Source organism: Ancylobacter vacuolatus (assembly GCF_030813595.1).
Taxonomy (GTDB): Bacteria; Pseudomonadota; Alphaproteobacteria; order Rhizobiales; family Xanthobacteraceae; genus Ancylobacter; species Ancylobacter vacuolatus.
On the sequence record NZ_JAUSUH010000007.1, the window covers coordinates 212,440 to 237,356 of the forward strand.

Genomic DNA, 24,917 nt, shown 5'->3' on the forward strand with positions numbered 1-24,917 from the left:
ATCGAAGGAGAGGACACGAGCGAAGGCTTCGGTCCTCTCCTCATTTTCAGCCGCGGCAGCTGGAGCAGAATCAGTGCTTGGTCGGGGCGATTGTGTGCGCCTCGGCATCCGCCCGCGTGCCGGCCGAGCGGGTGGCGACGCTGGCGCCAGTCATCGGGCCCTCGACCCGGGCTTCGTTCGCCAGCGGAAGGCGCTGCGAAGCGTCCGCCACGCTCACCTGCGTCGGCACGGTGAACGAGAGCGTGGCGCCCATGGCGACGTTGTTTTCGGCCCGGATCGTCCCGCCATGCGCCTCGACAATGGACCGGCAGATGGCAAGGCCCATGCCCATCCCGTTGGCCTTTGTAGTGATGAAGGGCTGAAATACCTCGTTGGGGTTTTCCAGCGCGATGCCGGTGCCGTTGTCGCGCACGTCGATGTTCATCATCTGCTGGGCAGCGGTGCTGAGGGAGATGACGACTTCGCGCGGCCGGCCGTCGATTCTGTCCATGGCCTGGATTGCGTTGAGGATCAGGTTCACGATGACCTGCTGGATCTGCACGCGATTGGCAAAGGCCGCCGGCAGCCCCGGCTCGATAAGCTCTCGGATATGGGTCGCGTGCGCGTTCGCTTCGCGCTGCAGCATCCGAACCGATTCCGCGATGAGGCCGGCAAGATCGAACGCCTCCGGTTGAGGCGTGTCCTTCCGCGCCAGGGATCGAACGCGCGCCAGGGTTTCCGACGCCCGTGTGCTGTTTGCGATCACACCATCCAGACACATGGCCACCTCGGCAATGTCCGGGGTGGGCGCCGCGAGCCATCGCTTGGCCGATTCTCCATAGGTCTTGATGGCCGCCAGCGGTTGGCTGACTTCATGCGCGATCGAGGCGGAAAGCTGCCCAAGGGTGGAGACACGCGCGGCATGGGCCAGGTCGGCCGACGCCTGCTCCAGCCTGGCGCGCGCATTGTTGCGATCGGTCACGTCGATGGCCGTGATCAGCACGCGGGACCATTCGCTTCTTCCCCGAAGCAGCGTCGCGCGCCATAGCACGTCGATCACCCTGCCCTGCGCGGTGCGAAACTGGGTCTCGACCTCACGCATCTGCCCGCCTTCGAGGAAGGTGGCAAAGATTTCTGCAAGCGCGGCTTCGGTAGATGGCATGTAGTGCGCAACAAAGGTCTTCCCAACCATCGCATGGGGCGAATCCGTACCGAAGAGGCGGGCCGTTGCCTTGTTGGCGATATGCGTCGAGCCCAGATTGCGGAGGACGGGGATCTGGTCGTTGCTTGCCCTGAGCGACTGCGGCGTGACGCTCGTTGCCTTGAGATGGGCAAGGACGCGCGTCCAGTCGGATTCCCACATGGAAACCGGAGATTCATGGAAGATCGCCTCATAGCGCTCTTCCGAGATCCGGCGCGCCTCGTGCGCCTGCCGTTCCGCCGTAAGGTCCGTGCCGGTTTCAATCACGCCGATACGGCGCCCCAACCGGTCTTGCCGGACAAGCGACCGCCCGGCCAGCACGATTTCGCTGCCATCGCGACGTCGACGGTGCATTTCGCCCGCCCAGCTGCCCTCGGCCGAAAGGGCGCGCTCCACCTCGGCACGCGGATAGTCCGATTGAAGCAATTCGTGGCAATGCGCGCCAATGGCTTCTTCCCGCGACCAGCCATAGAGCCGCTCCGCCCCCTCGTTCCAGTAGAGGATGCGCCCGGCCGTGTCGCAGATGATGACGGTGTCGTGGGTGAACTCCAGGATCCGCGCCTGCTCGCGCAGGGGGGCGGCCTCCGCGCTCAGCCGGAAGGCAAGCCCCGTGACGCAGGCGATCAACAGGGCACTGAGGATGAAATCGGGAACGGTATGCGGATTGGCGGCCGTCGTCGACGCGATGAAATAGCCGATCGCGCTGAGGACCAGACAGGCCGCACCAGCGGGAAGCACGAACCGATGCAGGCCGCCCGCGGCGACGATCACCACGACGACAATGTAAAGCGCCGCAATCGCGCTATGAACGGGAAGCCAGAGGTCGGCCATGAACACCGCCCCGGCGACGGCGGTCGCCGCAGCCGCGCAGACGACTTTGTCGGCGCTCTTCATCCTCTGCCATACGCTCGGCGCATCCGTCACAGGCACGGCTCCTTATCTCCGCGAATATCGAACGCCGGCACGTACGGCAGCCATTTTGCGATGTAGCGGAGAAGCGGATCATCTGTATTGAACATCTGTGCTGGCTCCTCCGAAAGTCGCCGTTGCATGCGTGCCGCGCCGGGGGGACTAACGTCGGCCCGGATGACGCGGCATCGACCGACCCTTGTCATCCGCATCGTCCATGGACTTTTTGTGCGGGAGAATGGGGCATGCATCGGGCAGACGACCAGGCGGCAAGACCATGGATCGACGGCTCCTTCCGCACCAGTGATGGCGTGACGCTGCACTATCTGGAGGCGGGATCCGGCAAGCCTGTCATCCTCATCCCCGGCTGGTCGCAAACGGCCGAACAGTGGAAATTCCAGATCGAAAGCCTGAGCGCGGCATGCCATGTCATCGCCGTGGACATGCGGGGGCACGGGCTGAGTGAAAAGCCGGCCCATGGCTATCGCATTTCGCGGCTCGCGGCGGACCTGCATGACTTGATCTGCTCGCAGGACCTGCGGAACGTCGTGCTGATCGGCCATTCCATGGGCTCCTCGGTGATATGGAGCTACCTTGAACAATATGGCGATGCCGATATCGAGCGGATGGTGTTCGTGGATCAGGCCTCGGCCATTGTCGGCGAACCGGGCTGGTCGGAGGAAGAGCGTCTCACCGCGGGCGCCATACTCTCGGCCCAGGAGGCCGCAGAGCTGGTGGCGCGCCTGGCGCAGGATGACGGATCGTTAAGTGCCTCATTCGTCAGGAGCATGTTCAGTGACCATTACCCCGCTGACCATCTTGACTGGGTGCTCGCGCAAAATGCGCTCTTGCCGCGCGCCTACGCCGCGCGCCTGCTCTATGATCATGCCTTCAAGAACTGGCAGGACGTCATCGGGCGCATCCGTCGCCCGTGCCTCTGCGTGGGCGCGGAGCGCAGTATAGTGCCCTGGCAAGCCATGCTGGCTTCCGGGCGTGCGATAGCGGGAGCAAAGACCGTCATATTCAAGGAAGAAGAGGGCGGATCCCATTTCATGTTTCTTGAAAATCCGATCAAATTCAATCAGGTTCTGGCTGATTTCCTTTCGGATTATGCGAACAGCTAATGTTTCGATGTTCGCATACCTTTGTTTATGCGATCCATATCAACGTGGAATTATGTCAACGAGCCTGGTCTGAAAGACTATCCCTGCCGCGTCATCTCCGACTGCCGGCAAGCTTAAGGGAAGTCACCATGCTCACATATGGATGTGTCGCGCTCGGCGGAGCACTTGGCAGCGTGCTGCGCTTCGGGTTGGGCCGTTGGCTCAGTGTGTTTCTCGGCGACATGCTTCCCTGGGGAACGATCGTTATTAACGTGTGCGGATCCTTCGCAATCGGTCTGTTTGCCGCGTTGTTCGAGAGCCGAACGCATTCCGCCATTCCTTTTGAGTTCCGTCAGTTCGTGCTGGTGGGTCTGTGCGGAGGGTTCACGACCTTTTCGTCGTTCAGCCTTCAGACCCTCATGCTGCTCAATGCCGGGCAGCCGGGCCGCGCTGCACTCAATATCGTCCTGTCGGTTCTGCTTTGCCTTATGGCGTGCAGTCTCGGCTATATGGTTCCTGGCGCCTTTGCCGGGGCGCCACAGACGTGGAGCGTGAGGTGATTTGCGGCCCGCCGGGCACGTGCCCGGCGCACGTCCCTGAGGATGCCCGAAGGTCGGCGATGACGTCGACGAAGGCTACAGCGGATTAGGCTCCTGCGGTCGATCGACGAGAACCGTGGTGTCGGCTGCAGGCGTAACCACATCGCCTACCTCGACATAGCCACGACGGAGCTTCTGGCGCCGCAGGCGGGCGAGGGCTTCCACGGCGTTTGCGGAAGCGTCGAACAGATCGATACGTGTGCGGCCCGGCGCTCCGATGCGCCCCCAGCTGCGGCGCAGGGAGCAGCCCGGCAAAAGCGACGGCTCCACGCAGGCGACATAGAAACGCGCCATGTTGCGCGCGGGAACGATGCGTCGCAGATGGAAAGAGGCATTCGGGATTGTGCTCATGGCAGCAATGTCCCGCACCCCAACCGACCCGTCCAACGCGTTTTATGAATCGATTCTCCGGATCGATTCAGATCGATGATGGAGGGTTGAGGCGCAATCAGGCCGCCCGATCGTCCCGGGAGGCATTTATGTGCGTGCTGCGTCCGCACGCCTTCTTGTGCCCTGCCCTGAGCGCGGCCCAACAAGGGGGGACCGAAGGTCTGGGTAACATCCCCTTTTAAAGCCGGCTGAGCCTAGAAGAATCCTTTCGCCGGCAGCCGGGTCCCGTTCGCCTCGAAGGCACCGATGGCGGCGGCCTTGGTCACGCCGGGATTGTGGGTGGCGAGCGTGCGGGCGTTGCGCCAGTGCCGGTCGAGGTTGCGGGCGCGGCTGGCCGCGCTGGCACCGGCGAGATCGAAGATGCGCCCCGCGCTGCGGATGGCGAGTTCGTCGACAATGAGCTTGGCCTTGGCGGCGGCCAGGGCCGCCTCATGGGCGAGGCCCTCATCGTCGCGTCCGCTGTCGCGGGCGGCGCCGACATCATCGAGCGCCTCGGCGGCGGCGAGCACGGCGGCTTCCGCCGCGAAGGCGTCGGTGGAGAGTTCGCCGAGCACCTGCTGCAGCAGCGGATCGTCCGCCGGGCGCTCGGCATTGGCGTAATAGAAGGTGCGCGTGCGCCCCAGCAGCAGGCGCCGCGCATCGTTCAGCACGGCGCGCGCGATGCCGGCGACGATGGCCGTCACATAGAGCTGCGCCAGCGTGTTGGAATAGGCGTGGCCATAGCCCACCCCGTCGGCGTCGAACACCACCTCCGCCGCCTCGGCGCGCACGTTGCGGAAATGGCCGGTGCCGGAGGCGGTGAGGCGCTGGCCGACACCGTCCCAATCATCGACGATCTCGATCCCCTCACGCGTCACCGGAATGATGACGGAGGCGAGTCGCTCGTCCGTTGTCGCGGCGCGCACCAGCACATAGGTCGAATAGAGCGTGCCGGTGGTGTAGTATTTTGTGCCGTTCAGCCGGAAGCCGTCGCCGTCAGGCGTGAGCGTGGTCGACGGCAGGACGCCGCCGGCGGTTCGCGCGCCGAGCTCGATATTGCCGAGGCCGAAAATGGCCCCGCCCGCCACCGCTTCCTGCCAGAGGCGACCCTGGCCCTCGCGCGCGCGGCGCACATACAGCTCGTTGACCGTGAAATGGTTGCGGAAGATGTGCGCCACGTTGGAATCGGCCGCACCGAGCCGGATGACGATCTTCAGCAACTGCCGGAAGGTGAGCCCGGCATGGTCCGGGCGCGGCAGGCGCAGCGCGCCATAACCGGCCTCGCGCAGCAGCGCGACCTCGGCGAAGGGCAGGATGCGCTCGCGCTCGCGCGCGGCAGCCCCCTCCTCGATGCGGTCGAACAGCGGCTGAAGGCGGGCGAGCGCCGCCTCCCCATCCGCAGGCGGGCGCAGGGCGAGCGGGTCCAGTGGCTTGTTCATGACACCCTCACACCACAGCCACATAGTCGGTGACCTTCACCTGTTCTGGCAGCACCTTGCGCGCGCTCAGCCAGTCGGCGGCGTTCTGGAACTTGGCAAGGAAGCCCTCGTCGGTGACGGAATAGGGCGTGTATTTCCGATTGAGCGAAATGAAGTGATCGCGCACCGCTTCCGGGTATTTCAGGCCCTTGAAGGCGATGGTCTCCGCCTCGACATTGTTGGTGTTGGCCCATTCGGCCTCCGCGACGATGGCGGCGTTGAAGGCGCGCACGAGGTCGGGGTTCTCCTGCGCGAATTTGCGGCGCGTCAGATAGGTGTTGAAGTCGATCTGGAACGGCAGGTCGCGCTCCTCGATGAACACGTCCTGCGCGTCATATTCGACGCGGGCGATGTCGACGCCGGGGCTCCACATCGACCAGGCATCGACCTTGCCGGCGGCGAGCGCCGGGGCGGCGTCCGGCGGGTTCAGATAGACGAAATTGACCTTGGAACGGTCGATATTGTGCTTCTCCAGCGCCGCGACGACGAGGAATTCGCCAAGGCCGGAGCGGTTTACCGCCACCGACTTGCCGATGAGGTCTTCCACCTTTGAAATGCCGGAGCTCTTCTTGGCGATGATCGCTGTCGTGCGCGGCTCATAGATGAAGAACTGGGTGAAGACGAGCGGTGAGCCGGCGAGGATCGCCGCCAGCGCCGGCGTGGTGCTGCCGCCAAAGGCGTAGTCGGCCGTGCCGCCGGTCACGGCCTGCAGGGTCGGCGCGTGATTGGGGAACGGGCCGATCCATTCGACCTTGATGCCCTGATCGGCCAGCCGCTTCTCCAGCGCGCCATGTTCCTTGGCAAGGTAGGTCAGGCCGAAATAGCCCCAGGTCAGGCGCAGCGTGTCGGTGGTGCGCCCGCTCGCCGCGAGGGCCGGGCCGGCGAGGCCAGCTGCCGCGACGCCGGCCAGCGATGTGGCCAGAAAGCTGCGCCGCGACGGTGTGAAGAGGGAGCTCGACATAATGAAATCCTTGATAATCAATGAGATGATGTGACGCCGAGCTCGCGCAGCAGCTCAGCGCGCACACCGGCACTGTCGTGGTCGGGCCTGAGCCTGTGCTCGGCAGCGATGACACCGTGGCGCATGACGAGGATGCGGTTGCCGAGGCGCAGCGCCTCGTCGACATCGTGCGTGACGAGCAGCACGCCCGGCTGGTGGCGGGCGACGAGATCCTTGACCAGGCCGTGCATGCGCAGGCGGGTGAGCGCGTCGAGCGCGGCGAAGGGTTCGTCGAGCAGCAGCAGCTTCGGCGCCTGCACCAGCGCGCGGGCCAGCGCCACGCGCTGTGCCTGCCCGCCGGAAAGGTTGCGCGGCCAGTCGTCGAGCCGGTCGCCCAGCCCCACCTCGCCCAGCGCGTCAGCGGCGCGGGCGCGGGCATCAGGCACATGCAGGCCGAGCGTCACATTGCGCCACAGTGTCTCCCAGGGCAGCAGCCGGTGCTCCTGGAACACCACGGCGGGCCGCCCCGGCACCTCGATCGTGCCGCCCTGCACCGGGTCCAGCCCGGCGAGAGCGCGCAGCAGCGTGGTCTTGCCGCAGCCGCTTTCGCCCAGCAGCACGACGAACTCGCCCTGCCCGATCACCAGGTTGAGGTGGTCGATCACGGTGCGCGTGCCATAGGCGCGGCGCAGATGCGAGACCACCACCGCGTTGTTCTGGAACGCCGAGGCGCGCGGCTGAACGGTCATCGCACGGCTCCATAGTTCGGGTGCCATTGCAGCAGGCGGCGCTCCAGCAGCCGGGCGAGGCTGTCGGCGACAACGCCGATCAGCGCGTAGATGATGACCGTCAAGACGATGACATCGGTGCGCAGGAATTCGCGCGCATCGAGCGCGAGGAAGCCGAGCCCAGCCTGCGCGCCGATGGTCTCCGCCACCACAAGCGCGAGCCAGGCGGTCGCCAGCGAGAAGCGCACACCGGTGAGGATGGAGGGCAGCGCGCCCGGCAGGATGATGCGCGTGATCAGTTCCCAGGTGCTCAATCCCTGCACCCGGCCGAGCTCGATCAGTTTGGGGTCGACCTGCCGGATCCCCAGCGTGGTGTTGACATAGATCGGAAAGGCGACGCCGAGCGCGACCAGGAAGATCTTCTGCCCCTCCCCCACGCCGAGCCAGACGATGACCAGAGGCAGCACGGCGAGGAACGGGATCGCCCGCACCATCTGCACGCTGCGGTCGATGACCGCCTCGGCGATGCGGGAGAAGCCGACCAGCGTGCCAAGCGCGAAGCCGATGCCGCCGCCAATGGCGAAGCCGATCGCCGCCCGCAGCAGGCTGACCGCAAGATCGTGCAGCAGCGTACCGGAAACGGTGAGCTTATAGGCGGTGAGCGCCACCTTGCTCGGCGCCGGCAGCAGATGCGGCTCGATCCAGCCGTAGCGCGCCAGCACCTCCCAGGTGATGAGCAGCAGCACGGGGACGAGCCAGGACAGGGCGACGAGGCCGCTCGAACCCAGCCGAAACCCCGGCGCCGGCGCGGACGAATAGGTCCGGCCCTCATTGGCGGTGAACGCGGTGGTCACACTCATGCCGTGCTCTCTCTCTGGTCGGCCGGGCGAGGCTTCAGGCGTCGGAAAAAGCGAGAGCGGGGGCGAGCTCGCCAGCGGCGCGCACGCGCGGGATGACCTCGCCCGCGAAACGGCGCAGCTCGGCGCGCAGCGGCTGGAACTGCAGCATGAACAGCTCGATCCCGGCTTGGTGGAAGGCGAGGATGCGCTCGCTCACCTGGTCGTAGGAGCCGACAAGACCGGCAGCGGTGCCGCCATTGGTGCCGACACGCACCGATTTCGCCATGGTCTGGAACATCACCGTCTTCGGATCGGCGTGCTTGCGCTGGAGCGCGTGCACGTCGGCGTCGAGCGCGGCGAGGCGAACAAGGCGCTCATAGGCCTCGTGCGCCTCCTCCTCGCTGGCGCGGGCAATGACGAAGGCGGAGAGGCCGAAGCGCAGCGGCGCCCCCTCGCGCGGGCGACGGCGCAGATCGGCGATCAGCGCCGCGACATCGGCGAGCGGCTGGCCGTTGATGAACCAGACATCGCTGTGGTCGGCGGCCAGCGCCCGCGCGGGCTCGGATTCGCCGCCGATATAGATGGACGGGCGCCCCCGATGCAGGTCGCGCGGCGTCAGCTTGTAATCGGTGATGGAGAAGTGCGGCCCCTTATGGGTGACGGTCTCGCCCGCGATCAGCCGGGAGACGACCGAGATCCACTCCCGCCCATATTCATAGCGCGCATCATGTTCGCCGAAGGCGATGCCCGCCTTCTCGAATTCGGCGCTGTTCCAGGCATTGATGAGGTTGATGCCGAACCGGCCGCCGCTGATGTTCTCGATCTGCAGTGCCATCTTGGCGAGGAAGACCGGGTGGAAGATGAACGGCTTGATCGCCGCGATGATCTCGATCCGCCGGGTGAGCGCCGCCAGCGCCGCCGCCGCCGTCCAGGTTTCCAGCTGGTCATGGTCCGGCAGATGCGGGTTGACGGTGTGCTGGGCGATCAGCGTCGAGTGGAAGCCGAGCTGCTCGGCTTCGAGGATCACCGCCTTGTTGTGCTCCCAGGACGCATCGAACGGCTCTTCCGGGTCATTAAGGGCCGCGCGCGGCCCATGGACCGGCGCCCAGACACCAAATCTGATACCAGACGTCATCGCTAACCTGCCCGCCCTTCTTGGAACTAATAGTCTACATACTATATAAACTTCTAAACCAAGGTGTCAAACGCGGTGCGTGACGCGCCATGTGGAATGCGCCGCCCACGCCCCCTGTGACCTGCGCGCCGGCTAAATTGGATGCCCCCTCGTCCCCACCTCAGGGAAACCTGCCAATGGCCTCACGACAGCTTCATCTCGGCGCCTTCATGCGCCCGACCAGCCTGCACACCGGTGCCTGGCGCTATCCGGGCGCCTTCCCGGATTCCAATTTCAACCTCGCCCATCTCACCGCTTTCGCGCAGCGGCTGGAGGCGGCGAAGTTCGACGCCTTCTTCATGGCCGACCATCTGGCGGTGCTGAACATGCCGGTGGAAGCGCTCAAGCGCAGCCACACCGTCACCTCGTTCGAGCCCTTCACCCTGCTGTCCACCCTCGCGGCGGTGACGGAGCGGATCGGGCTGATCGCCACCGCCTCCACCACTTTCGAGGCGCCCTATCATGTCGCCCGGCGCTTCGCGTCGCTGGATCATCTCAGCGGCGGCCGCGCCGGCTGGAACATCGTCACGACGTCCAATCCCGACGCCGCGCTGAATTTCGGCCTCGACGAACACATGGAGCATGACGAGCGCTATGTGCGCGCCCGCGAGTTCTACGACGTCGTCACCGGACTGTGGGACAGCTTCGCTGACGACGCCTTTTGCCGCGATGTCGCCTCGGGGCTCTATTTCGACCCCGAGCGCCTGCATGTGCTCAATCACAAGGGGACATATTTCTCGGTGCGTGGACCGCTCAACATCGCCCGTCCGGTGCAGGGCTGGCCGGTAGTGGTGCAGGCCGGAGCGTCCGAGGCCGGCCGCCAGCTTGCGGCCGAGACCGCCGAAGTGATCTTCGCCGCCGCGCCCGACCTCGCCTCGGGCCGGGCCTTCTACGCCGATGTAAAGGGCCGGCTCGACCGGCTCGGGCGGCCGCGCGGGCACCTGAAGATTCTTCCGGGCGCGTTTGTGGTGGTCGGCGATACGGTGCAGGAGGCGCGGGAGAAGCGCGCCCGGCTCGACTCCCTCGTGCATGAGGAAAGCGCCATCGCCGCCCTTTCCATCGCGCTCGGTCACGACGCCTCGCGCTTCGACCCGAATGGGCCGCTGCCGGACATCCCCGAGACGAACGACAGCCGCAGCGCCCGCGAGCGCGCGATCGAACTTGCCCGGCGCGAGGGTCTCACGGTCCGCCAGCTCGCCCAGCGCCTGGGCGGCTATGCCGGCCTCGCCTTTGTCGGCACGCCGTCCTCCATCGCCGATGAGATGCAGGAATGGCTGGAGAGCGAGGGCAGCGACGGGTTCAACATCATGTTCCCGTTCCTGCCGGCCGGGCTGGACGACGTTGTCGACAGGCTCGTTCCGGAACTGCAGCGGCGCGGCATCTTCCGGCGCGACTATGCCGGTACCACGCTGCGCGACCATCTCGGCCTGCCGCGTCCGCCCAACCAGTTCTTTCGCTGAACGGCCGAACCGGCCCGCGCGCCGCACTTACCGACGGGCGCGTCCGTCCCCGCCTGCGAAGGCTCAGAGCCCGGCGCGCAGCACCGCGTCCGCCACCACGATCTTCTTCGGCACAAGGCCGAGCTCGAAGAAGGTGTTGGCGATCAGCTGCTGGTCGGCGATCACCTTGTCGGTCAGTGGCTTCACGCCGAAGCTCTGGCGGCCAATGGCGATGGAGAGGATCGGCGCGGGGATGCCGGTGGTCGGCGCCAGCTCGGCGACGGCGGCGGCGGGGTCCTTCTGGATCCACGCATTGGTCTCATCGATGGCGCCGATCAGCGCCGCGATCACCTTGGGGTTGGCTTCGGCAATGGAGCGCGAGCACGAACAGCAGGCTCTTCTCGCCGAGGCCGAACCAGAGCAGCGCGAGCGGCAGCAGGGCGATGGCGGGCAGCGGGTTGAACATCGCCGCCACGGTCTGCACGCCCCCCAGAGACGTCCGCTTCGCGCCGCCATTTCCGACATTCACGCAGTTCGGGCGAGTTCCCAAAATCAGACGTACAAGCGAGGCTCCCGGAGCCATGCAAGCAATCGCGCCGGAATAGTCCGCGATATAGGGGTCGGCCCGAAGAGCCGAGACGCATTGCGCTTATGCTCCCTGCACGGTTTGAACGGCATCCTCGAGCGCATCATCCTTGCCGTAGAAGTAGTTGGCGGCAACGTCACTGGAGGCTGAGGTTCAGAAAACCGGGAGCAGACATCATGATGCCGCCCTCCACGCGGCGGTGGAGCAGCAGGCAATCGGCGCGGAAATCATCGAAGCAAGGCTGGAACCGGGCGTGCACCTACTTCTTCGCCCGCAAGCGATGTGCGTAGGAGTCATCAGCTTCTCCAACGAAGCGGTTCGGCCATTGCGGCCCGGGAGAATCCATTGCCTTGAAACCGCTCGTATTGAGGCGGGAGGCGGCTTAACAGCATCGGATCAGGCGCCCGCGCCCGGCTCCTCGCGTGCCGCGACCGACGCGACGCGACGCGTCACAAAATCATAAAATCCAAACCTCCGTATAATTTTAAATTATGCGTTTCCGCAGCATTGTCGTTGCAGCACGCCGATGCGCGCACCGCCCGCGAGAAGGAATAGCGTTGTGTCCCAGGTTCCGATTATTGCAATCGTCGATGATGACGACTCGGTTCGCTTGGCCACAGAAAGCCTCATGCGATCTTTCGGCTTCAAGACTAATATCTTTGCTTCGGCGGAAGCTTTTCTTAACTCATCGACCCTGCCTGACACCGATTGCTTGATCACCGACGTTCAGATGCCGAACATGGGCGGCCTCGAACTGTATGAGGTGCTACGCGCGCGCGGCGCCGCACTGCCGGTGATTTTCATGACCGCCTTTCCCGAAGAGCAGGTTCGACGGCGGGCGCAGGAGGTGGGAGCCGTAGGCTTCCTCGCAAAGCCCTTCGACGGCGACGCCATAATGAGCTTAGTCTTCGAGGCACTCAAGAACCCCTCCCAGGCGCAGTAGGGCGCCCGCGGGCGGTTGCATCCTCGTACGGATTAAGCCGATCACGCCGACAAACCGTTCGAGCCGAAGAGAAGCATGCCGTCCTGCGGCACATGCTCAGCCCGCCATGCCTGGAAATCACCGATCCACCCCCCACCCTATGGAGACCGGTGTGGATGTTGAGACCCTCAAGACCCGCTGCCTCGCGCCGCTCGCCACACCTACTTCGCTCCCGTCGAACGCGGTGAACGAAATTGCCGCCGCCCTGACCACTCTGCTGACCGATGTGTTCACGCTCTATGTCAAGACGAAGCACTTCCACTGGCATCTATCGGGCCCGCATTTGCGCGACCATCACCTGATGCTCGACGAGCAGGGCGAATAGATTTTCGGCATGACCGACGACATCGCCGAGCGCGCCCGCAAGCTCCGTGGCGTCACGCTGCGTTCGGACGGCCATATTGCGCGGGTGTCGCGACTTGCCGATACCGACGCCGACTTCGTCACCGCGCAGGAGATGCTGACCGAACTGGGCAGTGACAACCTCCAGCTCGCCGGCTTTCTGCGTGCCCCATGCGCTCTGCGACGAGCATGGGCGACGTCGCCAGCGCCAGCTTGATCGAAACTGGATCGACGAAACCGAGCGGCGCACCTGGTTCCTCTATGACTCCGGCCGCAACGACGAGGCCCACGGCCGGTCGCCCCGGCGTCGAAACCGCCACGCCGCCTGGCTTGGTCGACCGGGCGGCGCCGGACGCGCGGAGCGATGTCCGCGCGTTTACAGCGCGGGTTCAGCGTGCCAGATGGGCGTGAATCTGGGCGACCACGGCCGCCCCCTCCCCCACCGCCGCCGCGACGCGCTTGGTGGAGCCGGCGCGCACATCGCCAATAGCGAAGACACCGTGACGACTGGTCTCCAGCGGCAGGCGCACCGCACCGCCCTGCGCGCCGGCGTCTCGTGCGCCCGCCTCCTGCCCCGTCAGCACGAAGCCCTGGCGATCCACCGCCACGTATCCGCCGAGCCATGCCGAATTGGGATCGGCACCGATGAAGAGAAACAGATGCTTCACGGGCAGCCGCAGCATCTCCCCGGTGTCGCGGTTCCGGCAGGTCACGGCGGTCAGGCCGCTCTCGCGGTTGCCCTCGAGGGTGGCGACGTCGGTGCGGGTGTGGATGGTGACGTTCGGAAAGGAGGCGATGCGATCAATGAGGTAACGCGACATCGACGCGGCCAGGCCATCGCCGCGAACGACAAGATGGAGATGGGCAATCTTCGGCGCCAGAAAGGCCACGGCCTGCCCTGCCGAATTGCCTCCGCCCACCAGCACCACCTCCTGCCCCGCGCACAGCTTGGCCTCCACGGGAGACGCCCAATAGGCAACACCTGAGCCTTCGAAATCCGCGAGGTTGGCGATATTCGGGCGCCGATAGCGGGCCCCGGTCGCGATCACCACCGCGCGGGCACGCACCGTTGCGTCATTGGAGAGATGCAGCCGGGAGGGCTGGCCGTCTCGCGTGTCACCCGAGAGATGATCGGCCTCCAGAGGTATCGCGAGTTCGGCACCGAATTTCTGCGCCTGATGGTAAGCACGGGCCGCCAGCGCCAGCCCAGAGATGCCGGTGGGAAAGCCGAGATAATTCTCGATCCGTGCGGAGGCCCCGGCCTGCCCGCCCATGGCGCGCTGGTCCAGCACCAGCACCGACAGGCCCTCCGAGGCCGCATAGACAGCCGTCGCGAGGCCGGCAGGGCCCGCCCCCACAATTGCGACGTCGTAAAGCGCGTCGGGCTTGAGTTCCGGCAGCATGCCAAGGCAGGTGGCGACCTCGGCGATGGTGGGGCGCTTGAGCACCTTGCCGGTCGGGCACACCAGCAACGGCAATTCGTCGGGCAGGACGCCGAGCCGCTGCACCACAGCCCGGCCTTCCTCGTCCACGCTGGAATCGAAGGCGGTGAAGGGATAGCCGTTTCGCGTCAGCAGACCCTCGATCATCACCCGGTTGAGCTCGCCGGGCTGGCCGATCAGCACCGAGCCGGCCGTGTCACCCTCCAGCAACCCGACCCGGCGCAGGATCAACGCGCGCATCAGCATCTCGCCGAGCTCCGCAGAGCCGACGGCGAGCGCCCGCAAATGCGCGGCGTCGAAGGGCAGCGCGCGACAGCCCCCGGGACCGGCGGTGGCGGCGGCAAGCGAGGGGCGCCCGGCGAGCTGGCTGATTTCGCCGGTGAACTGCCCCGCCACCTGAACGACGATCGGCTTTTCACGGCCGAGACCGTCGCGGCGGACGATCGCGATCGAACCTTCGACGATCAGCCATGTCGGCACGCCGACATCGCCGACCTCGAACAGGGGCTCGCCGGGCTCGAACCGCCTTTCAACGTCGCTAGCGAAGCGCGACATGTTTGCCATCTGCGCCGGAGTGAGCACCGGAAACATCTGTTGCCTACGCTCATCGACAACGCTCATGGCCTGTACTCTCGCTAGAATTGAAATCGCGCTGCCGAAAACGCCCTCAATTCTATCATTTCGCGTTCGACAGGGCGCATATACAAACGTTTGATCAGATCATGACTTCATATTATCGACGAAACACGCGGCTTCTATTCATTCGACGAGGCTGGTTCCACGTTGACGCTGAGAGCGCGCCAGGCTCGCCTCGCATTGCTCGCGATATGCCTGCAACTCGACCGGATATCGGAAGCTCTCGCGGCCTCGCCGATCAGCTTATCAATCGTCGCGGCGTGCAGCATGATGGCCGTCAAGGCGCTGTTGGTCACGATGAACACGCCGCTGGCGAGGCTTGTCTCGGACGAGGCGAGATAGGGATCCTCGCTCAGGGGCAGATGCCACTCGAAGATGGCCTCGCCGTCGCGCTCAACGTTCAATCGGGCGCCGGTCACGGCGCCGTCGGCGCCATGGGCCAGGTGAACGCTTGAACGCACGCGTCGCGACAAGGCGCCGGGCGTGCGCACCACCTGCTCGATCTCGAAATGAGCTTCCTTGCGCAGCGCCTCGACGAGCGACTGAGCCGCGAGGTGGCACTCCCATTCGTCGAGCCGGGCCTGCATCGCTGCAAGCGCCAACGCGCGATCCAGTTGCTGGTTGAGCCGCATCGAAAATCGCTCCCGGGGATAGACCTGCCAGATCTCATCGACCGGGAATTTACCCGCCTGCTTTTCGCGTGGGTGTAAATTAGTGAAAAATCACCGCCCCGCCGGCATCTTGCCCCCCCGCTCGCCGCGCAGCGAAAAGGCGAACAGGCAGGCGGCGACCATGACGGTGACCACCGCGACGCCGACCAGAAGAGGCGCGCCGTGCGAATAGACGATGCCGGCGATGGCGGGCCCGCTGGCAAGCCCGAGCTTGGACGCGAAGCCGGCGAATAGTGCCGCCCGCCCGGTGCTGTCGTCGCGTGAACAGAGTGCAAACGCATAGGGCAGTGCGATTGCCATGGTGAAGAAGATCGCCGCCACGGCGAAGGCATAGAGCGCCGGCTGCGCGCCGGTCATCATCAGCAGCTTCGAAAGGCCGGCGGCGGCGACTACCGGAACCAGCGGCATCCAACCGAAGCGTCGGCTGAGCGCCAGCATGATGAGCGCGCCGGGCACGCCCGCCCACAACCCGAAGCCGACCACCGTGCCGGCGAAGGCCGGCGCATGCCCGAAGTCTCCGGCCATGCCGATGAGAAACGCGCCCAGCCCCAGATTCGCCGCTTGGAAAAGGAACAGCCCGCCGATGCGCGCCGCGAGCGGCGCCGACCATCCCACCTTGCCCCGCAGTGCAGTGGGCAGGCGGGCGCCCGGCTGGCGGAACGTGGGAAGCCGCAGGAGCAGCCCCAGCGCGACGACGCTGAACACCACCAGAACGGCGAAGACCATGCCCTGCCGGAAGAAGCTGGCGGCGAAGATGGACGCCACGATGCCGACGCCGCCTAAGCCGAAATGAAAGACAAACAGGATGCCGAAGCCGCGTCGGGGATCAGCCATCTGGGCAAGAAGGGCATAGGCCACGCCCACAAGCAGTCCGCCGGCAAGCCCGTGGAAGAAGCGCAGCACGACAAGGGTTTCGAACCCGTGTGCGCCGATAGTGGCGCTGTCCGCCGCCACCATAGCGAGGAGCAGCGCCGCCGACAGCGGGCGCCAGGCAAAGCGCGGCACGACGAAAAGAGACGCCAGGGCGCCGCAGGTCGAGCCATAGCCGTTGCTTGACGCCACATAGCCGGCCTGCACGGCGCTCAACCCGTATTCCGTGCGCAGCGCCGCGACGATCGCCGGCATGATGTCGATGTAGAGCGGCCCGGCCATGGCCAGCAAGGCGACCATGACGTAGACCGACAGGGCAGCGTGCGGGACCGGAGCTCCGTCGGCCGGCACACTCGCTGGAGCGGAAGTCATTCGGCCGGACCCTTTGGCGCGCGTCGTTTGGACGACACCTTGTCAGAGGCCCACGCCTTGCGTCTACGCACCCGGCAGCACAGGAGCGATCAACCGGCTGATCCTTGCCAGTATGCACGACGACGCGGGCAAAGCCCGAGGTCAGCCTCGCCCGAGGCGCGTCGCCAGCGCCTCGCATGTCGCAAGCCATGCAACCGTGCCGTCGCTGCGGGCGATCGCCTGGGCCTGTTCGAGGCAGTCGAGCGCCTCTTCGGGCCGCGCGGTTTCGAAAAGCACCGCCTGGACGCGCAAAAGTTCGGGCAATATCCACCGCTCCCGGCCTGCCCGAGACAGCGCCAGCGCTTCGTCTATCCGCTGCTGCGCGCTGTCGGGTTCGCCGATGCCGTGAAGCGCCTGCGCGAGGTGGCCGAGAAACATCGCGCGCCGGATCGGCCATCCCGTACGCGCAAGCTTGTGCAGCCCCTCGCTAAGCTCCGCGACCGCGCGCGCGAGATCGCCGCGGGCCAGATGAAGCGCGCCCCGGAAGCACTGCCCCCACGCGATCCATGGCCCGAACGGGTGCCGGCCCGATATATCCTGCAGCAGATCGACCCGCTCCTCCATCACGTCGAGATCGCCGGCATAAAGCGCGACAGGGCAGCCGGACTCGACCAGCACCAGCGACATCGTCGTCGCATGCCCGCGCGCCCGGGCATCCGCGACGCAGGCCGCGGCGATCGCCAGCGCCTGATGCTGGTGCCCTAGCAGCCACAGGGCCTGCGAGTGGTAGGCGCGCGCATTGAGTTCCTGGTCGAACTGCATGCGCACCACGGCGCTATGATCGGATTCGCCCGCGCTGAGCGCGGCTTCGAGAGACAGGCGGGCGGCCCTTACGTCGCCGAGATAATACTGCGCGAAGCCTTTCAGCCGATGGCCGGTCCGCACATTGCTGCTGGCGGAAAAGCGCGACTCGTCGTCAGCCAAGCGCGCGAAACGTTCGGCCGTCGCGAGCGACGCCTCATAGTGGCCCGAAGCCAACTCGACCAGGAAGACGCACCAGAGCGCGCGCAGTTCGAGCCCGATATCACCCGATTGCCGGGCGATCCGGCAGGCGGAGACCAATGTCTCGCGGGCCTCCGCCGTCGGCCCCACTGTATAGACGAGCGCGGTGCCCAGCGCGCAGAGCAGCGTGACTTCGCGCGCCGGATCGGGCCGCCCACGAAGGGCGAGGGCCGCCATCGCCCGTTCGAACAGGCCGCGCGCCTCGTCGATCAGGGACATCTGGAACCACAGCACGGAAGAGACGGCCATGAGTTCCGCCCCCAGTGCCGGATCGCCCTCCGGACCGAAGCACCACTCCAGCGCCAGCCGCAGATTGTCCAGCTGGCCCGCATGGATATTCACCCATGCCGCCGCCGGCACACGCGTCCATTCGCTTTCGGCCTGCTGCATCGCCTCCTTCATGAAGAGCGCATGCCGGCGCCGCAGCCGGCGGACTTCGCCGCGCGCGCGCAGCTTCTCCATCGCGTAGGCGCGCGTGGTCTCCAGCAGGCGGTAGCGCGGCACGGCCTGCGAGAAGTCCGCGCTCACCAGGGACTTGCTCACCAGGTTGGTGAGGTTTTCAATCGTGTCCCAGCTTGGTTCGTCGAAGGAGGCGACGCGGGCGGCCGCCTCAAGCGGGAAATGACCGACGAAAACGCTCAGCCGTGCCAGCGTCGCCTGTTCGCCCGCCGTGAGGTGGTCATAGCTCCAGTTGAGCGTCGCCTGCAGCGTCTGGTGCCGCTTCGGTGCCGTGCGCCGTCCCAGCACGAGGAGGCCGAGAACATTGTCGAGCCGCTCCGCCAGGCCCTGAATCCCGAAGGCGTCGACCCGTCCCGCCGCCAGTTCAATAGCTAGCGGGATACCGTCGAGGCGCCGGCAAAGCTGTACAATGGTCGCGATCTCGCCGGGCTCGGGGTCATAGGTGCCAAGCGCGGCGGCGGCCCGATCAACGAAAAGCCGAACGGCCGGAAGGGCCAGGGCCCCGTCCGGCGGGAGCGTGTCGGCATCGAGCGGTACGTCGAGGCCGGGAAGGCGCAGCACACATTCTCCCTTCGTGCGCAGCGGCTCACGGCTGGTGGCCAGCACCCGTATGCCGGCGCCCGTCTGCAGCAGGAGGTCCGCGACATGGGCCGCAGCGTCGATCACATGTTCGCAATTATCGAGGATGATGAGGCCGCGCTCGACCGGCAGGGGATCGCCGACCTGCCACTGGCCGATCCCCATTTTCATGCCGATGGCTGTCGCCACCGCTGGCACGACATGAACGGGATCGGCGATCTGGGCGAAATCGACCAAGATCACGGCACCGTTTTCGTGCAGGCTGGCCCGGGCCACCTCGATCGCGACCGTGGTCTTTCCAACGCCGCCGGAGCCCACCAGCGTCACCAGCCGGTGCCGGCCAAGCTCCTGCCGGATCGAAGCGACCACCACCTCGCGGCCGATAGCCGGCGTGACCACGAGGGGGAGGTTCTCACGCACGGAGCCAGCCGCCGCCGGTCCCGCCCGCTCAGCCTCGTCGAGTTCGACGAGGCGAACCGGGGCGACGAAGCTATAGCCGATGCGGGTCGCGTTGACGATGTAGCGCTGGCCGGACTGACCATCCCCCAGAGCCCGGCGCAGCGCCGCCATCTGGACTCGGAGATTGGCCTCTTCGACAAAGAGATTCGGCCAGGCCCGCGTCAGAAGCTCTTGCTTGCCCACGACCTGCCCCTGGTGCTCCACCAGAATGACAAGAAGTTCAAGCGCACGCCCGCCCATCGCCACGGGCAGGTCCTCCTTCAACAGCTGCTTCGAGCCGAGCAGCAGTTTGAACGGGCCGAAGAGCGCGGCCAGGGGGGCCGGCTTTTTCCCGAATGCGTCATTTCCCGAGGCTGGCATCGCTGAGCATAGATCACATTGCCTCCCGCTGTTTCAACCCTGACGGCGGGTGCCTGAGCCCGGCCGACCGGATCGGGCATTCTGAAAAAGGTTATCATCGTTCCAATGTATCCATGGATCCAGATGAGGTCATGGATGTCATTCAGGCGCATACTATTGTTTGGTTGCTTGCTGGCGCTGACGGCATTCGCCGCGGCGCTGGTCTATGCGTGGCACAGCCCGCTTGCGCCCATCGACCCGCCCTCGGCGGCCTCATTCAGTGACGACGAGGTCCGCCGCGGCGCCGCGCTTGCCCTGATCGGCGATTGCCGTACCTGCCACACGGCGCCCGATGCCCGCACCTTTGCCGGCGGCCTCGCAATGCCCACGCCGTTTGGCACGATCTATTCGACCAATATCACCCCTGATCCCGAAACCGGCATCGGCCGCTGGTCGCTGGCGGCCTTCACCCGCGCCATGCGGGAGGGGGTCGATCGCGAGGGACGCCATCTCTACCCGGCCTTTCCCTATGACCATTTCAGCCTGACCACCGACGGGGACGTGAAGGCGCTGTACGCCTTCCTGATGACCCGTGACGCGGTGGTCGCGCATGCGCCAGCTAACGACCTGCCCTTCCCCATTAACATCCGCCTCGTCCTCGCCGGCTGGAAGCTGCTGTTTTTTCATCCCGCGCCTTTCGTCACCGAACCTTCGCGCGATGCGCAATGGAACCGAGGCCGGTATCTCGTGGAAGGCCTCGCGCATTGTGGCGCCTGCCACACCCCTCGCAATCTGATGGGGGCCGAGATCGGCTCGCGGGCATTCGCCGGTGGCGAGGCCGAAGGCTGGACCGCATTTCCGCTCGGCAGCCATTCGCCGGCCCGCATCCCGTGGACCGAGGCGGCGCTCGGCCACTATCTGCGCGCGGGCTGGGGCGCCGACCATGGAGCCGCGCTCGGCCCCATGCGCCCGGTGGTCGAGAATCTTGCCGAAGCGCCGGCGGACGACGTGGTAGCGATGGCCCACTATCTCGCCTCGCTCGGCCACCCGGTTGAAAAACCGCTGGCCCTTGCTCCCACGCCCGCCGAGGCTGCGGGCCTGCGTCCCCAGTCGGCAGGCTGGCAGGCAGCTAGTGCCGCGCCTGCCGCCGGCCTGCCGCCGGGGCAGACCATCTTCGATGCCGCTTGCCGCTCCTGCCACGCGGCCGGGCGACCCCTGCCACTGGGCGGCGTCGACCTCGCGGTCTCGTCCAGCCTGTCCGCGCCGTCTCCGCAGAACCTGCTGAACATCCTCCTGCAGGGCGTTCCGGCGAGTGATGGCGAGGCCGGTCCGATCATGCCGAACTTCGGTGGCGCGCTGGACGACGCGGCATTGAGCGCGCTTGTCGGTTATCTGCGGCAGGATCTTGCCGGCCACCCGCCATGGCCTGGCCTGGCCGACGCCATCGCCGCCGCCCGCCGCGCCGGCGCTTCCTCAAGCCATGCGAGAGCTGTCCGATGACCACGCTCATTCTGAATGGCGAAGAACGCCAGGTCACATCCGAGCCCGATACGCCGCTGCTCTATGTGTTGCGCGACGAATTAGAGCTTAACGGCGCGAAATTTGGCTGCGGGCTTGGCCAGTGCGGCGCCTGCACGGTCCTGGTGGACGGGGAGCCCGTTTTTTCCTGCGTCACGCCGGTGCTGCTTATGAACGGGCGCGACATCCGCACCGTCGAAGGGCTCGGCACGGTAGCCGCCCCCGGCCCGTTGCAGGCCGCCTTCATTGAGGAACAGGCAGCGCAGTGCGGCTACTGCATCGCCGGCATGCTCCTGCGGGCACAGGCGCTACTGGTACGCGTTCCCGACCCGCAGGACGACGACATCCTCGCCGCCCTTGAACCGCAGCTGTGCCGCTGCGGCACGCATATGCGCATCATCCGTGCGGTAAAGCGCGCGGCGCGGACCTTGTCGCGGGCGGCGGAGGCGGTTCGATGAGTCCCGCCCTTTCGCGCCGCGACGTGCTGCGCGGCACTGGCGCGCTGATTCTCGCCTTTAGTGTGCCGCACCGCTCGTCTGCGCTCACCGAGACCGGCGCCAGCGCTACGCCGCTGCGCGGATTGCCCGGCAGCCTCGATTCCACACCAAGGCTCAATGCATGGATCCGCATCGAAGCGGATGGCAATGCGACGATCTTCACCGGCAAGGCCGAACTCGGCCAAGGCATCAAGACCGCCCTTCTGCAGATCGCGGCGGAAGAGTTGAAGCTGCCCCTGCCCCGTATCACGCTGATCACCGCCGACACGGCGCGCACGCCGAATGAAGGCTACACAGCCGCCAGCCACTCGGTGCAGGATTCAGGGACCGCGATCCGCAACGCCGCCGCGCAGGTGCGCGAGATCCTCATCGGCGAAGCCGCCCGGCTGGCAGGCAGGAGCACGGACGGCCTGAAAGCATGGGACGGCGTCGTCGCCGGGCCCGACGGCCTCAGCCTCGGCTATGGCGAACTTGTCTCCGCGCAGCTTCTCAACGTCGACGCCCAGCCGACCTCGATCCTCACCGATCCAAAGAATTTCACGGTCATGGATCGCCCGGTCGCCCGGGTCGACATTCCCCCGAAGCTGACCGGCGGGGCTGCCTATGTGCAGGACATGCGCCTGCCCGGCATGGTGCACGGGCGCATCGTCCGGCCGCCAAGCTATGGCGCGCGCCTGATCGACCTCGACGCCGCGCCCGTCGAAGCCATGCCCGGCGTGCTCAAGGTCGTGCGCGACGGCGCTTTCATCGGCGTGGTCGCGGAGAAGCAATGGACCGCGATCCAGGCGATGCGGCGGCTGGCGGCCTCGGCCCGGTGGAACGAAAGCGCGGCGCTGCCCGACGAGGCACAGCTTCCCGAGGCGCTCATGGCGCTGCCCGCGAAGGATACCACCATCCTTGAAGTGGGTACGCCGGACGCCGCCTCCTATGATGTCGATGCTCTCTTCAGCCGGCCCTATCTCTCCCACGGCTCGATCGGCCCGTCCTGCGCCATCGCCCATATGGACGGTGACGACCTGACCGTCTGGACACATACGCAAGGCGTCTATCCCCTGCGCGACGCGCTCGCCACGCTGTGCGCCATGCCGCGCGACAAAGTCCGCTGCATTCATGTCGAGGGCGCCGGCTGCTATGGCCAGAACGGTGCCGACGATGTTGGCGCCGACGCCGCCCTGCTCGCCCGCGCCCTGCCGGGGCGGCCGGTGCGCGTGCAGTGGATGCGCGAGCAGGAGCATGCCTGGGAGCCGTTCGGGCCGGGCATGGCTGCACATGTGCGGGCGTCTCTGGGGCCGGACGGGTCGATTTCCGCGTGGCAGCACGATGTGTGGAGCCAGTCCCACATGATGCGGCCGGGACCGCCGGGCACGCTGCTCGCCGCGCGCGACATCGCCAATCCCTTCCCGCCGGCGCCTCCCGTCGACCTGCCGATGCCGGAAGGCGGCGGCGACCGCAACGCGGTACCGCTCTACGTGCTGCCGAACGCGCGCGCGGTGAACCACTTCCTGCCGCAGATGCCGCTACGCGGTTCCTCCATGCGCTCGCTCGGCGGCTATCTCAACGTGTTCGCCATCGAGAGCACGATGGACGACCTGGCAAGGCTTTCCGGCCAGGACCCGGTCGCGTTCCGCCTGCGCCACCTGAGGGACGAGCGGGCGAGCGCCGTGATCACGCTCGCCGCCGAGCGCTTCGGCTGGAACGGGCGCCCGACACTGTCGGCCGGCAGCGGATACGGCTTTGCCTTTGCCCGCTACAAGAATCTCGAAGCCTATTGCGCCATCGCGCTTGAGCTTGCCATCGACCAGGACACCGGCCGGACGGTCGTCCAGCGCGCGATCGCCGCTGTCGATACCGGGCAGGTGGTCAATCCGGATGGGGTCCGCAACCAGATCGAGGGCGGGATCGTGCAGGCCACAAGCTGGACGCTGTTCGAGGGCGTGCGCTTCGATCGCCAACGCATCACCTCGGTTGACTGGGCATCCTACCCGATTCTGCGCTTCGCCCATGTGCCCCGTCGCGTCGAGGTTCATCTCGTCGAGCGTCCGGGCCTGCCGTTCCTCGGCGCGGGCGAGGCCGCGCAGGGACCGATGGGCGCGGCCATCGCCAACGCCATCCGCGACATCACCGGAACCCGCCTGCGGGCGCTTCCGCTCGATGCCGCCAAGGTTCGCGCGGCGTCCAAGGTTCGCCCGGCATCGATGGGATCCCCGCTGCCGCCGCGATCACCTTCCTGAGGCTGGAGGACGGTGAAGGTCGCGCAACTGGGGCAGCCGGCACCTGACGACCGGGCGAACCGAACAGCCAAGATTGGCGCCCCCGCCTATCTTGGCAGCTTCCGCAGGTGAAACGGCGGGTCCGAGACCGTCCTTCGATCGGGGCCGTGACCGGCATAGGAACAGACGATGAAGATAGATCTTTCCGGCTCGACCGCCGGCATCGGCTTCGCCATCGCCGAGGGCCTGCGCGACGCCGGCGCCGACATCGCCATCAATGGCCGTACGCAGGACAATGTCGACAGCGCGCTGGCCCGGCTGGGCGGCGCGGCGCGCCGGCTCGCGATGGATCTGGGCACGCCGGAGGGGGCCCGCGATCTTGTCGCGGCGGCGCCGTCCTTCGACATGGCGGTGAACAATCTCGGCATCTTCCAGCCTTCGGACTTCTTCGATACGACCGACGATATCTGGGAACGGCACTGGCAGATCAACGTCATGACGGGCGTCCGCATGGCCCGCGCCTACCTGCCGGGCGTGGCGGAGCGCGGCTGGGGCCGCATGCTGTTCCTGGGCTCGGAATCCGCCTTCAACATTCCCGTCGACATGATCCACTACGGCGTCAGCAAGACCGCCGACGTCTCGCTCGCCCGTGGCCTGGCCAAGCGCGTGGCCGGCACCGGCGTCACCGTCAATTCCATCCTGCCCGGGCCGACGCTTTCCGAGGGCGTGGCGGCAATGCTCAAGGCCGAGGTGACAGCCGGCAAGACCTTGGAGCAGGCCGGCGCCGACTTCGTGAAGGCCCACCGACCAACCTCGATCATCGGCCGGCCGGCAACCGTCGACGAGGTGGCGAACCTGGTGGTCTACCTCGCCTCGCCGCTCGCTTCGGCCACCACGGGCGCCGCGCTGCGGGTTGATGGCAGCGTGATCGACTCGATCATGTGACGCCTCCGGCCTTTTTGACGACTATAATCTGCGACGTCCTCACTCAGCGCTCGGATACATCCCGCCGGCTTCCTACGCCGCCAGTCTCATCACCACCGCGCAATTCCACGCAAAAACTGATCTGATCCCCGAAAACTGGACCGTTTGAAGCTGGAGTTTTTCGCGCCAAAATCCCTTGGCTGGGAGGAGCGGAGACGATGAAGGCGAGCAA

Annotated in this window: 20 protein-coding genes, 2 pseudogenes and 1 riboswitch; of the genes and pseudogenes, 9 read left to right on the top strand and 13 right to left on the bottom strand. The window is 66.4% G+C overall.

Going from position 1 to position 24,917, the window contains the following annotated elements:
* Nucleotides 1–70: 70 nt before the first annotated feature.
* Complete coding sequence (locus tag J2S76_RS16170; protein WP_307061959.1) at nt 71–2,074, bottom strand: PAS domain-containing sensor histidine kinase; 2,004 nt, start codon at nt 2,072–2,074, stop codon at nt 71–73.
* Between the two features lie 260 nt (nt 2,075–2,334).
* Between J2S76_RS16170 and J2S76_RS16175 the strand changes: the two genes are divergently transcribed.
* Nucleotides 2,335–3,213, top strand: a complete 879-nt coding sequence (locus J2S76_RS16175) for an alpha/beta fold hydrolase (RefSeq protein ID WP_307061962.1) — start codon at nt 2,335–2,337, stop codon at nt 3,211–3,213.
* 128 nt (nt 3,214–3,341) lie between these two features.
* Nucleotides 3,342–3,752: a fluoride efflux transporter CrcB gene (gene crcB / locus J2S76_RS16180; protein WP_307061964.1), complete on the top strand. Its 411-nt coding sequence runs from the start codon at nt 3,342–3,344 to the stop codon at nt 3,750–3,752.
* Nucleotides 3,753–3,827: 75 nt separating this feature from the next.
* Here the strand turns inward: crcB and J2S76_RS16185 are convergent, their stop codons facing one another.
* From J2S76_RS16185 to J2S76_RS16210, 6 genes are all read right to left on the bottom strand, one after another.
* Complete coding sequence (locus tag J2S76_RS16185; protein ID WP_307061965.1) at nt 3,828–4,142, bottom strand: WGR domain-containing protein; 315 nt, start codon at nt 4,140–4,142, stop codon at nt 3,828–3,830.
* Between the two features lie 233 nt (nt 4,143–4,375).
* Nucleotides 4,376–5,599: an acyl-CoA dehydrogenase family protein gene (locus J2S76_RS16190; RefSeq protein WP_307061967.1), complete on the bottom strand. Its 1,224-nt coding sequence runs from the start codon at nt 5,597–5,599 to the stop codon at nt 4,376–4,378.
* A gap of 7 nt (nt 5,600–5,606) precedes the next feature.
* Nucleotides 5,607–6,599: an NrtA/SsuA/CpmA family ABC transporter substrate-binding protein gene (locus J2S76_RS16195; protein WP_307061969.1), complete on the bottom strand. Its 993-nt coding sequence runs from the start codon at nt 6,597–6,599 to the stop codon at nt 5,607–5,609.
* Nucleotides 6,600–6,616: 17 nt separating this feature from the next.
* Complete coding sequence (locus J2S76_RS16200) at nt 6,617–7,327, bottom strand: ABC transporter ATP-binding protein (RefSeq protein ID WP_307061971.1); 711 nt, start codon at nt 7,325–7,327, stop codon at nt 6,617–6,619.
* The gene (locus J2S76_RS16205) at nt 7,324–8,166 is read right to left on the bottom strand and encodes an ABC transporter permease subunit (RefSeq protein ID WP_307061973.1); all 843 of its coding nucleotides are present in this window, start codon (nt 8,164–8,166) and stop codon (nt 7,324–7,326) included. The genes J2S76_RS16200 and J2S76_RS16205 overlap by 4 nt, the downstream gene beginning before the upstream one ends.
* 34 nt (nt 8,167–8,200) lie before the next feature.
* Nucleotides 8,201–9,280, bottom strand: coding sequence for an LLM class flavin-dependent oxidoreductase (locus tag J2S76_RS16210; protein ID WP_307061974.1), 1,080 nt, complete (start codon nt 9,278–9,280; stop codon nt 8,201–8,203).
* Between the two features lie 176 nt (nt 9,281–9,456).
* Between J2S76_RS16210 and J2S76_RS16215 the strand changes: the two genes are divergently transcribed.
* Nucleotides 9,457–10,779, top strand: coding sequence for an LLM class flavin-dependent oxidoreductase (locus tag J2S76_RS16215; protein ID WP_307061976.1), 1,323 nt, complete (start codon nt 9,457–9,459; stop codon nt 10,777–10,779).
* 63 nt (nt 10,780–10,842) lie between these two features.
* Here the strand turns inward: J2S76_RS16215 and J2S76_RS16220 are convergent, their stop codons facing one another.
* Both J2S76_RS16220 and J2S76_RS16225 read right to left on the bottom strand, forming a co-directional pair.
* Nucleotides 10,843–11,109, bottom strand: coding sequence for a type 2 periplasmic-binding domain-containing protein (locus J2S76_RS16220; protein WP_307061978.1), 267 nt, complete (start codon nt 11,107–11,109; stop codon nt 10,843–10,845).
* 28 nt (nt 11,110–11,137) lie between these two features.
* A pseudogene (locus J2S76_RS16225) lies at nt 11,138–11,242 on the bottom strand (ABC transporter permease); the annotation flags it as partial.
* A 382-nt stretch (nt 11,243–11,624) separates the two neighbouring features.
* Nucleotides 11,625–11,703: riboswitch (Fluoride riboswitch) on the bottom strand.
* Between the two features lie 200 nt (nt 11,704–11,903).
* On the opposite strand from J2S76_RS16225, the gene J2S76_RS16230 reads away from it, so the two are divergent.
* Both J2S76_RS16230 and J2S76_RS16235 read left to right on the top strand, forming a co-directional pair.
* Nucleotides 11,904–12,287 (top strand): response regulator transcription factor, encoded by a 384-nt coding sequence (locus tag J2S76_RS16230; protein ID WP_307061980.1) that lies wholly within the window; start codon nt 11,904–11,906, stop codon nt 12,285–12,287.
* 139 nt (nt 12,288–12,426) lie between these two features.
* Nucleotides 12,427–12,943 (top strand): annotated as a pseudogene (locus J2S76_RS16235) (Dps family protein); the annotation flags it as partial.
* Nucleotides 12,944–13,057: 114 nt separating this feature from the next.
* Here J2S76_RS16235 and J2S76_RS16240 read toward each other — a convergent pair.
* The 4 genes from J2S76_RS16240 to J2S76_RS16255 form a co-directional block, all read right to left on the bottom strand.
* Nucleotides 13,058–14,731, bottom strand: a complete 1,674-nt coding sequence (locus J2S76_RS16240; protein WP_307061982.1) for an FAD-dependent oxidoreductase — start codon at nt 14,729–14,731, stop codon at nt 13,058–13,060.
* A gap of 134 nt (nt 14,732–14,865) precedes the next feature.
* Nucleotides 14,866–15,378, bottom strand: a complete 513-nt coding sequence (locus J2S76_RS16245) for a hypothetical protein (protein WP_307061984.1) — start codon at nt 15,376–15,378, stop codon at nt 14,866–14,868.
* 90 nt (nt 15,379–15,468) lie between these two features.
* Entirely contained in the window at nt 15,469–16,587 is a 1,119-nt protein-coding gene (locus J2S76_RS16250; protein ID WP_307061986.1) for an MFS transporter, read from the bottom strand.
* Nucleotides 16,588–16,800: 213 nt separating this feature from the next.
* On the bottom strand, nt 16,801–19,557 hold the full coding sequence (locus J2S76_RS16255; protein WP_307061989.1) for an ATP-binding protein: 2,757 nt from the start codon (nt 19,555–19,557) through the stop codon (nt 16,801–16,803).
* A gap of 135 nt (nt 19,558–19,692) precedes the next feature.
* Here J2S76_RS16255 and J2S76_RS16260 point away from each other — a divergent pair, with 135 nt between their 5' ends.
* From J2S76_RS16260 to J2S76_RS16275, 4 genes are all read left to right on the top strand, one after another.
* A complete protein-coding gene (locus J2S76_RS16260; RefSeq protein ID WP_307061991.1) occupies nt 19,693–21,036 on the top strand; it encodes a c-type cytochrome in 1,344 nt (447 codons plus the stop codon).
* The gene (locus J2S76_RS16265; RefSeq protein WP_307061992.1) at nt 21,033–21,512 is read left to right on the top strand and encodes a (2Fe-2S)-binding protein; all 480 of its coding nucleotides are present in this window, start codon (nt 21,033–21,035) and stop codon (nt 21,510–21,512) included. Before J2S76_RS16260 ends, J2S76_RS16265 begins: the two co-directional genes overlap by 4 nt.
* Nucleotides 21,509–23,782: a xanthine dehydrogenase family protein molybdopterin-binding subunit gene (locus J2S76_RS16270; protein WP_307061994.1), complete on the top strand. Its 2,274-nt coding sequence runs from the start codon at nt 21,509–21,511 to the stop codon at nt 23,780–23,782. The genes J2S76_RS16265 and J2S76_RS16270 overlap by 4 nt, the downstream gene beginning before the upstream one ends.
* 168 nt (nt 23,783–23,950) lie before the next feature.
* Entirely contained in the window at nt 23,951–24,706 is a 756-nt protein-coding gene (locus tag J2S76_RS16275) for an SDR family NAD(P)-dependent oxidoreductase (RefSeq protein WP_307061996.1), read from the top strand.
* Nucleotides 24,707–24,917 lie beyond the last annotated feature (211 nt).

Coding starts and splice junctions, on each gene's coding strand:
- J2S76_RS16200 (WP_307061971.1), bottom strand. CDS start 7,327: ATGACCGTTCAGCCGCGCGCCTCGGCGTTCCAGAACAACGCGGTGGTG.
- J2S76_RS16270 (WP_307061994.1), top strand. CDS start 21,509: ATGAGTCCCGCCCTTTCGCGCCGCGACGTGCTGCGCGGCACTGGCGCG.
- J2S76_RS16265 (WP_307061992.1), top strand. CDS start 21,033: ATGACCACGCTCATTCTGAATGGCGAAGAACGCCAGGTCACATCCGAG.
- J2S76_RS16240 (WP_307061982.1), bottom strand. CDS start 14,731: ATGAGCGTTGTCGATGAGCGTAGGCAACAGATGTTTCCGGTGCTCACT.
- J2S76_RS16170 (WP_307061959.1), bottom strand. CDS start 2,074: ATGAAGAGCGCCGACAAAGTCGTCTGCGCGGCTGCGGCGACCGCCGTC.
- J2S76_RS16210 (WP_307061974.1), bottom strand. CDS start 9,280: ATGACGTCTGGTATCAGATTTGGTGTCTGGGCGCCGGTCCATGGGCCG.
- J2S76_RS16175 (WP_307061962.1), top strand. CDS start 2,335: ATGCATCGGGCAGACGACCAGGCGGCAAGACCATGGATCGACGGCTCC.
- J2S76_RS16205 (WP_307061973.1), bottom strand. CDS start 8,166: ATGAGTGTGACCACCGCGTTCACCGCCAATGAGGGCCGGACCTATTCG.
- crcB (WP_307061964.1), top strand. CDS start 3,342: ATGCTCACATATGGATGTGTCGCGCTCGGCGGAGCACTTGGCAGCGTG.
- J2S76_RS16185 (WP_307061965.1), bottom strand. CDS start 4,142: ATGAGCACAATCCCGAATGCCTCTTTCCATCTGCGACGCATCGTTCCC.
- J2S76_RS16245 (WP_307061984.1), bottom strand. CDS start 15,378: ATGCGGCTCAACCAGCAACTGGATCGCGCGTTGGCGCTTGCAGCGATG.
- J2S76_RS16260 (WP_307061991.1), top strand. CDS start 19,693: ATGTCATTCAGGCGCATACTATTGTTTGGTTGCTTGCTGGCGCTGACG.
- J2S76_RS16250 (WP_307061986.1), bottom strand. CDS start 16,587: ATGGTCGCCTTGCTGGCCATGGCCGGGCCGCTCTACATCGACATCATG.
- J2S76_RS16275 (WP_307061996.1), top strand. CDS start 23,951: ATGAAGATAGATCTTTCCGGCTCGACCGCCGGCATCGGCTTCGCCATC.
- J2S76_RS16215 (WP_307061976.1), top strand. CDS start 9,457: ATGGCCTCACGACAGCTTCATCTCGGCGCCTTCATGCGCCCGACCAGC.
- J2S76_RS16195 (WP_307061969.1), bottom strand. CDS start 6,599: ATGTCGAGCTCCCTCTTCACACCGTCGCGGCGCAGCTTTCTGGCCACA.
- J2S76_RS16190 (WP_307061967.1), bottom strand. CDS start 5,599: ATGAACAAGCCACTGGACCCGCTCGCCCTGCGCCCGCCTGCGGATGGG.
- J2S76_RS16255 (WP_307061989.1), bottom strand. CDS start 19,557: ATGCCAGCCTCGGGAAATGACGCATTCGGGAAAAAGCCGGCCCCCCTG.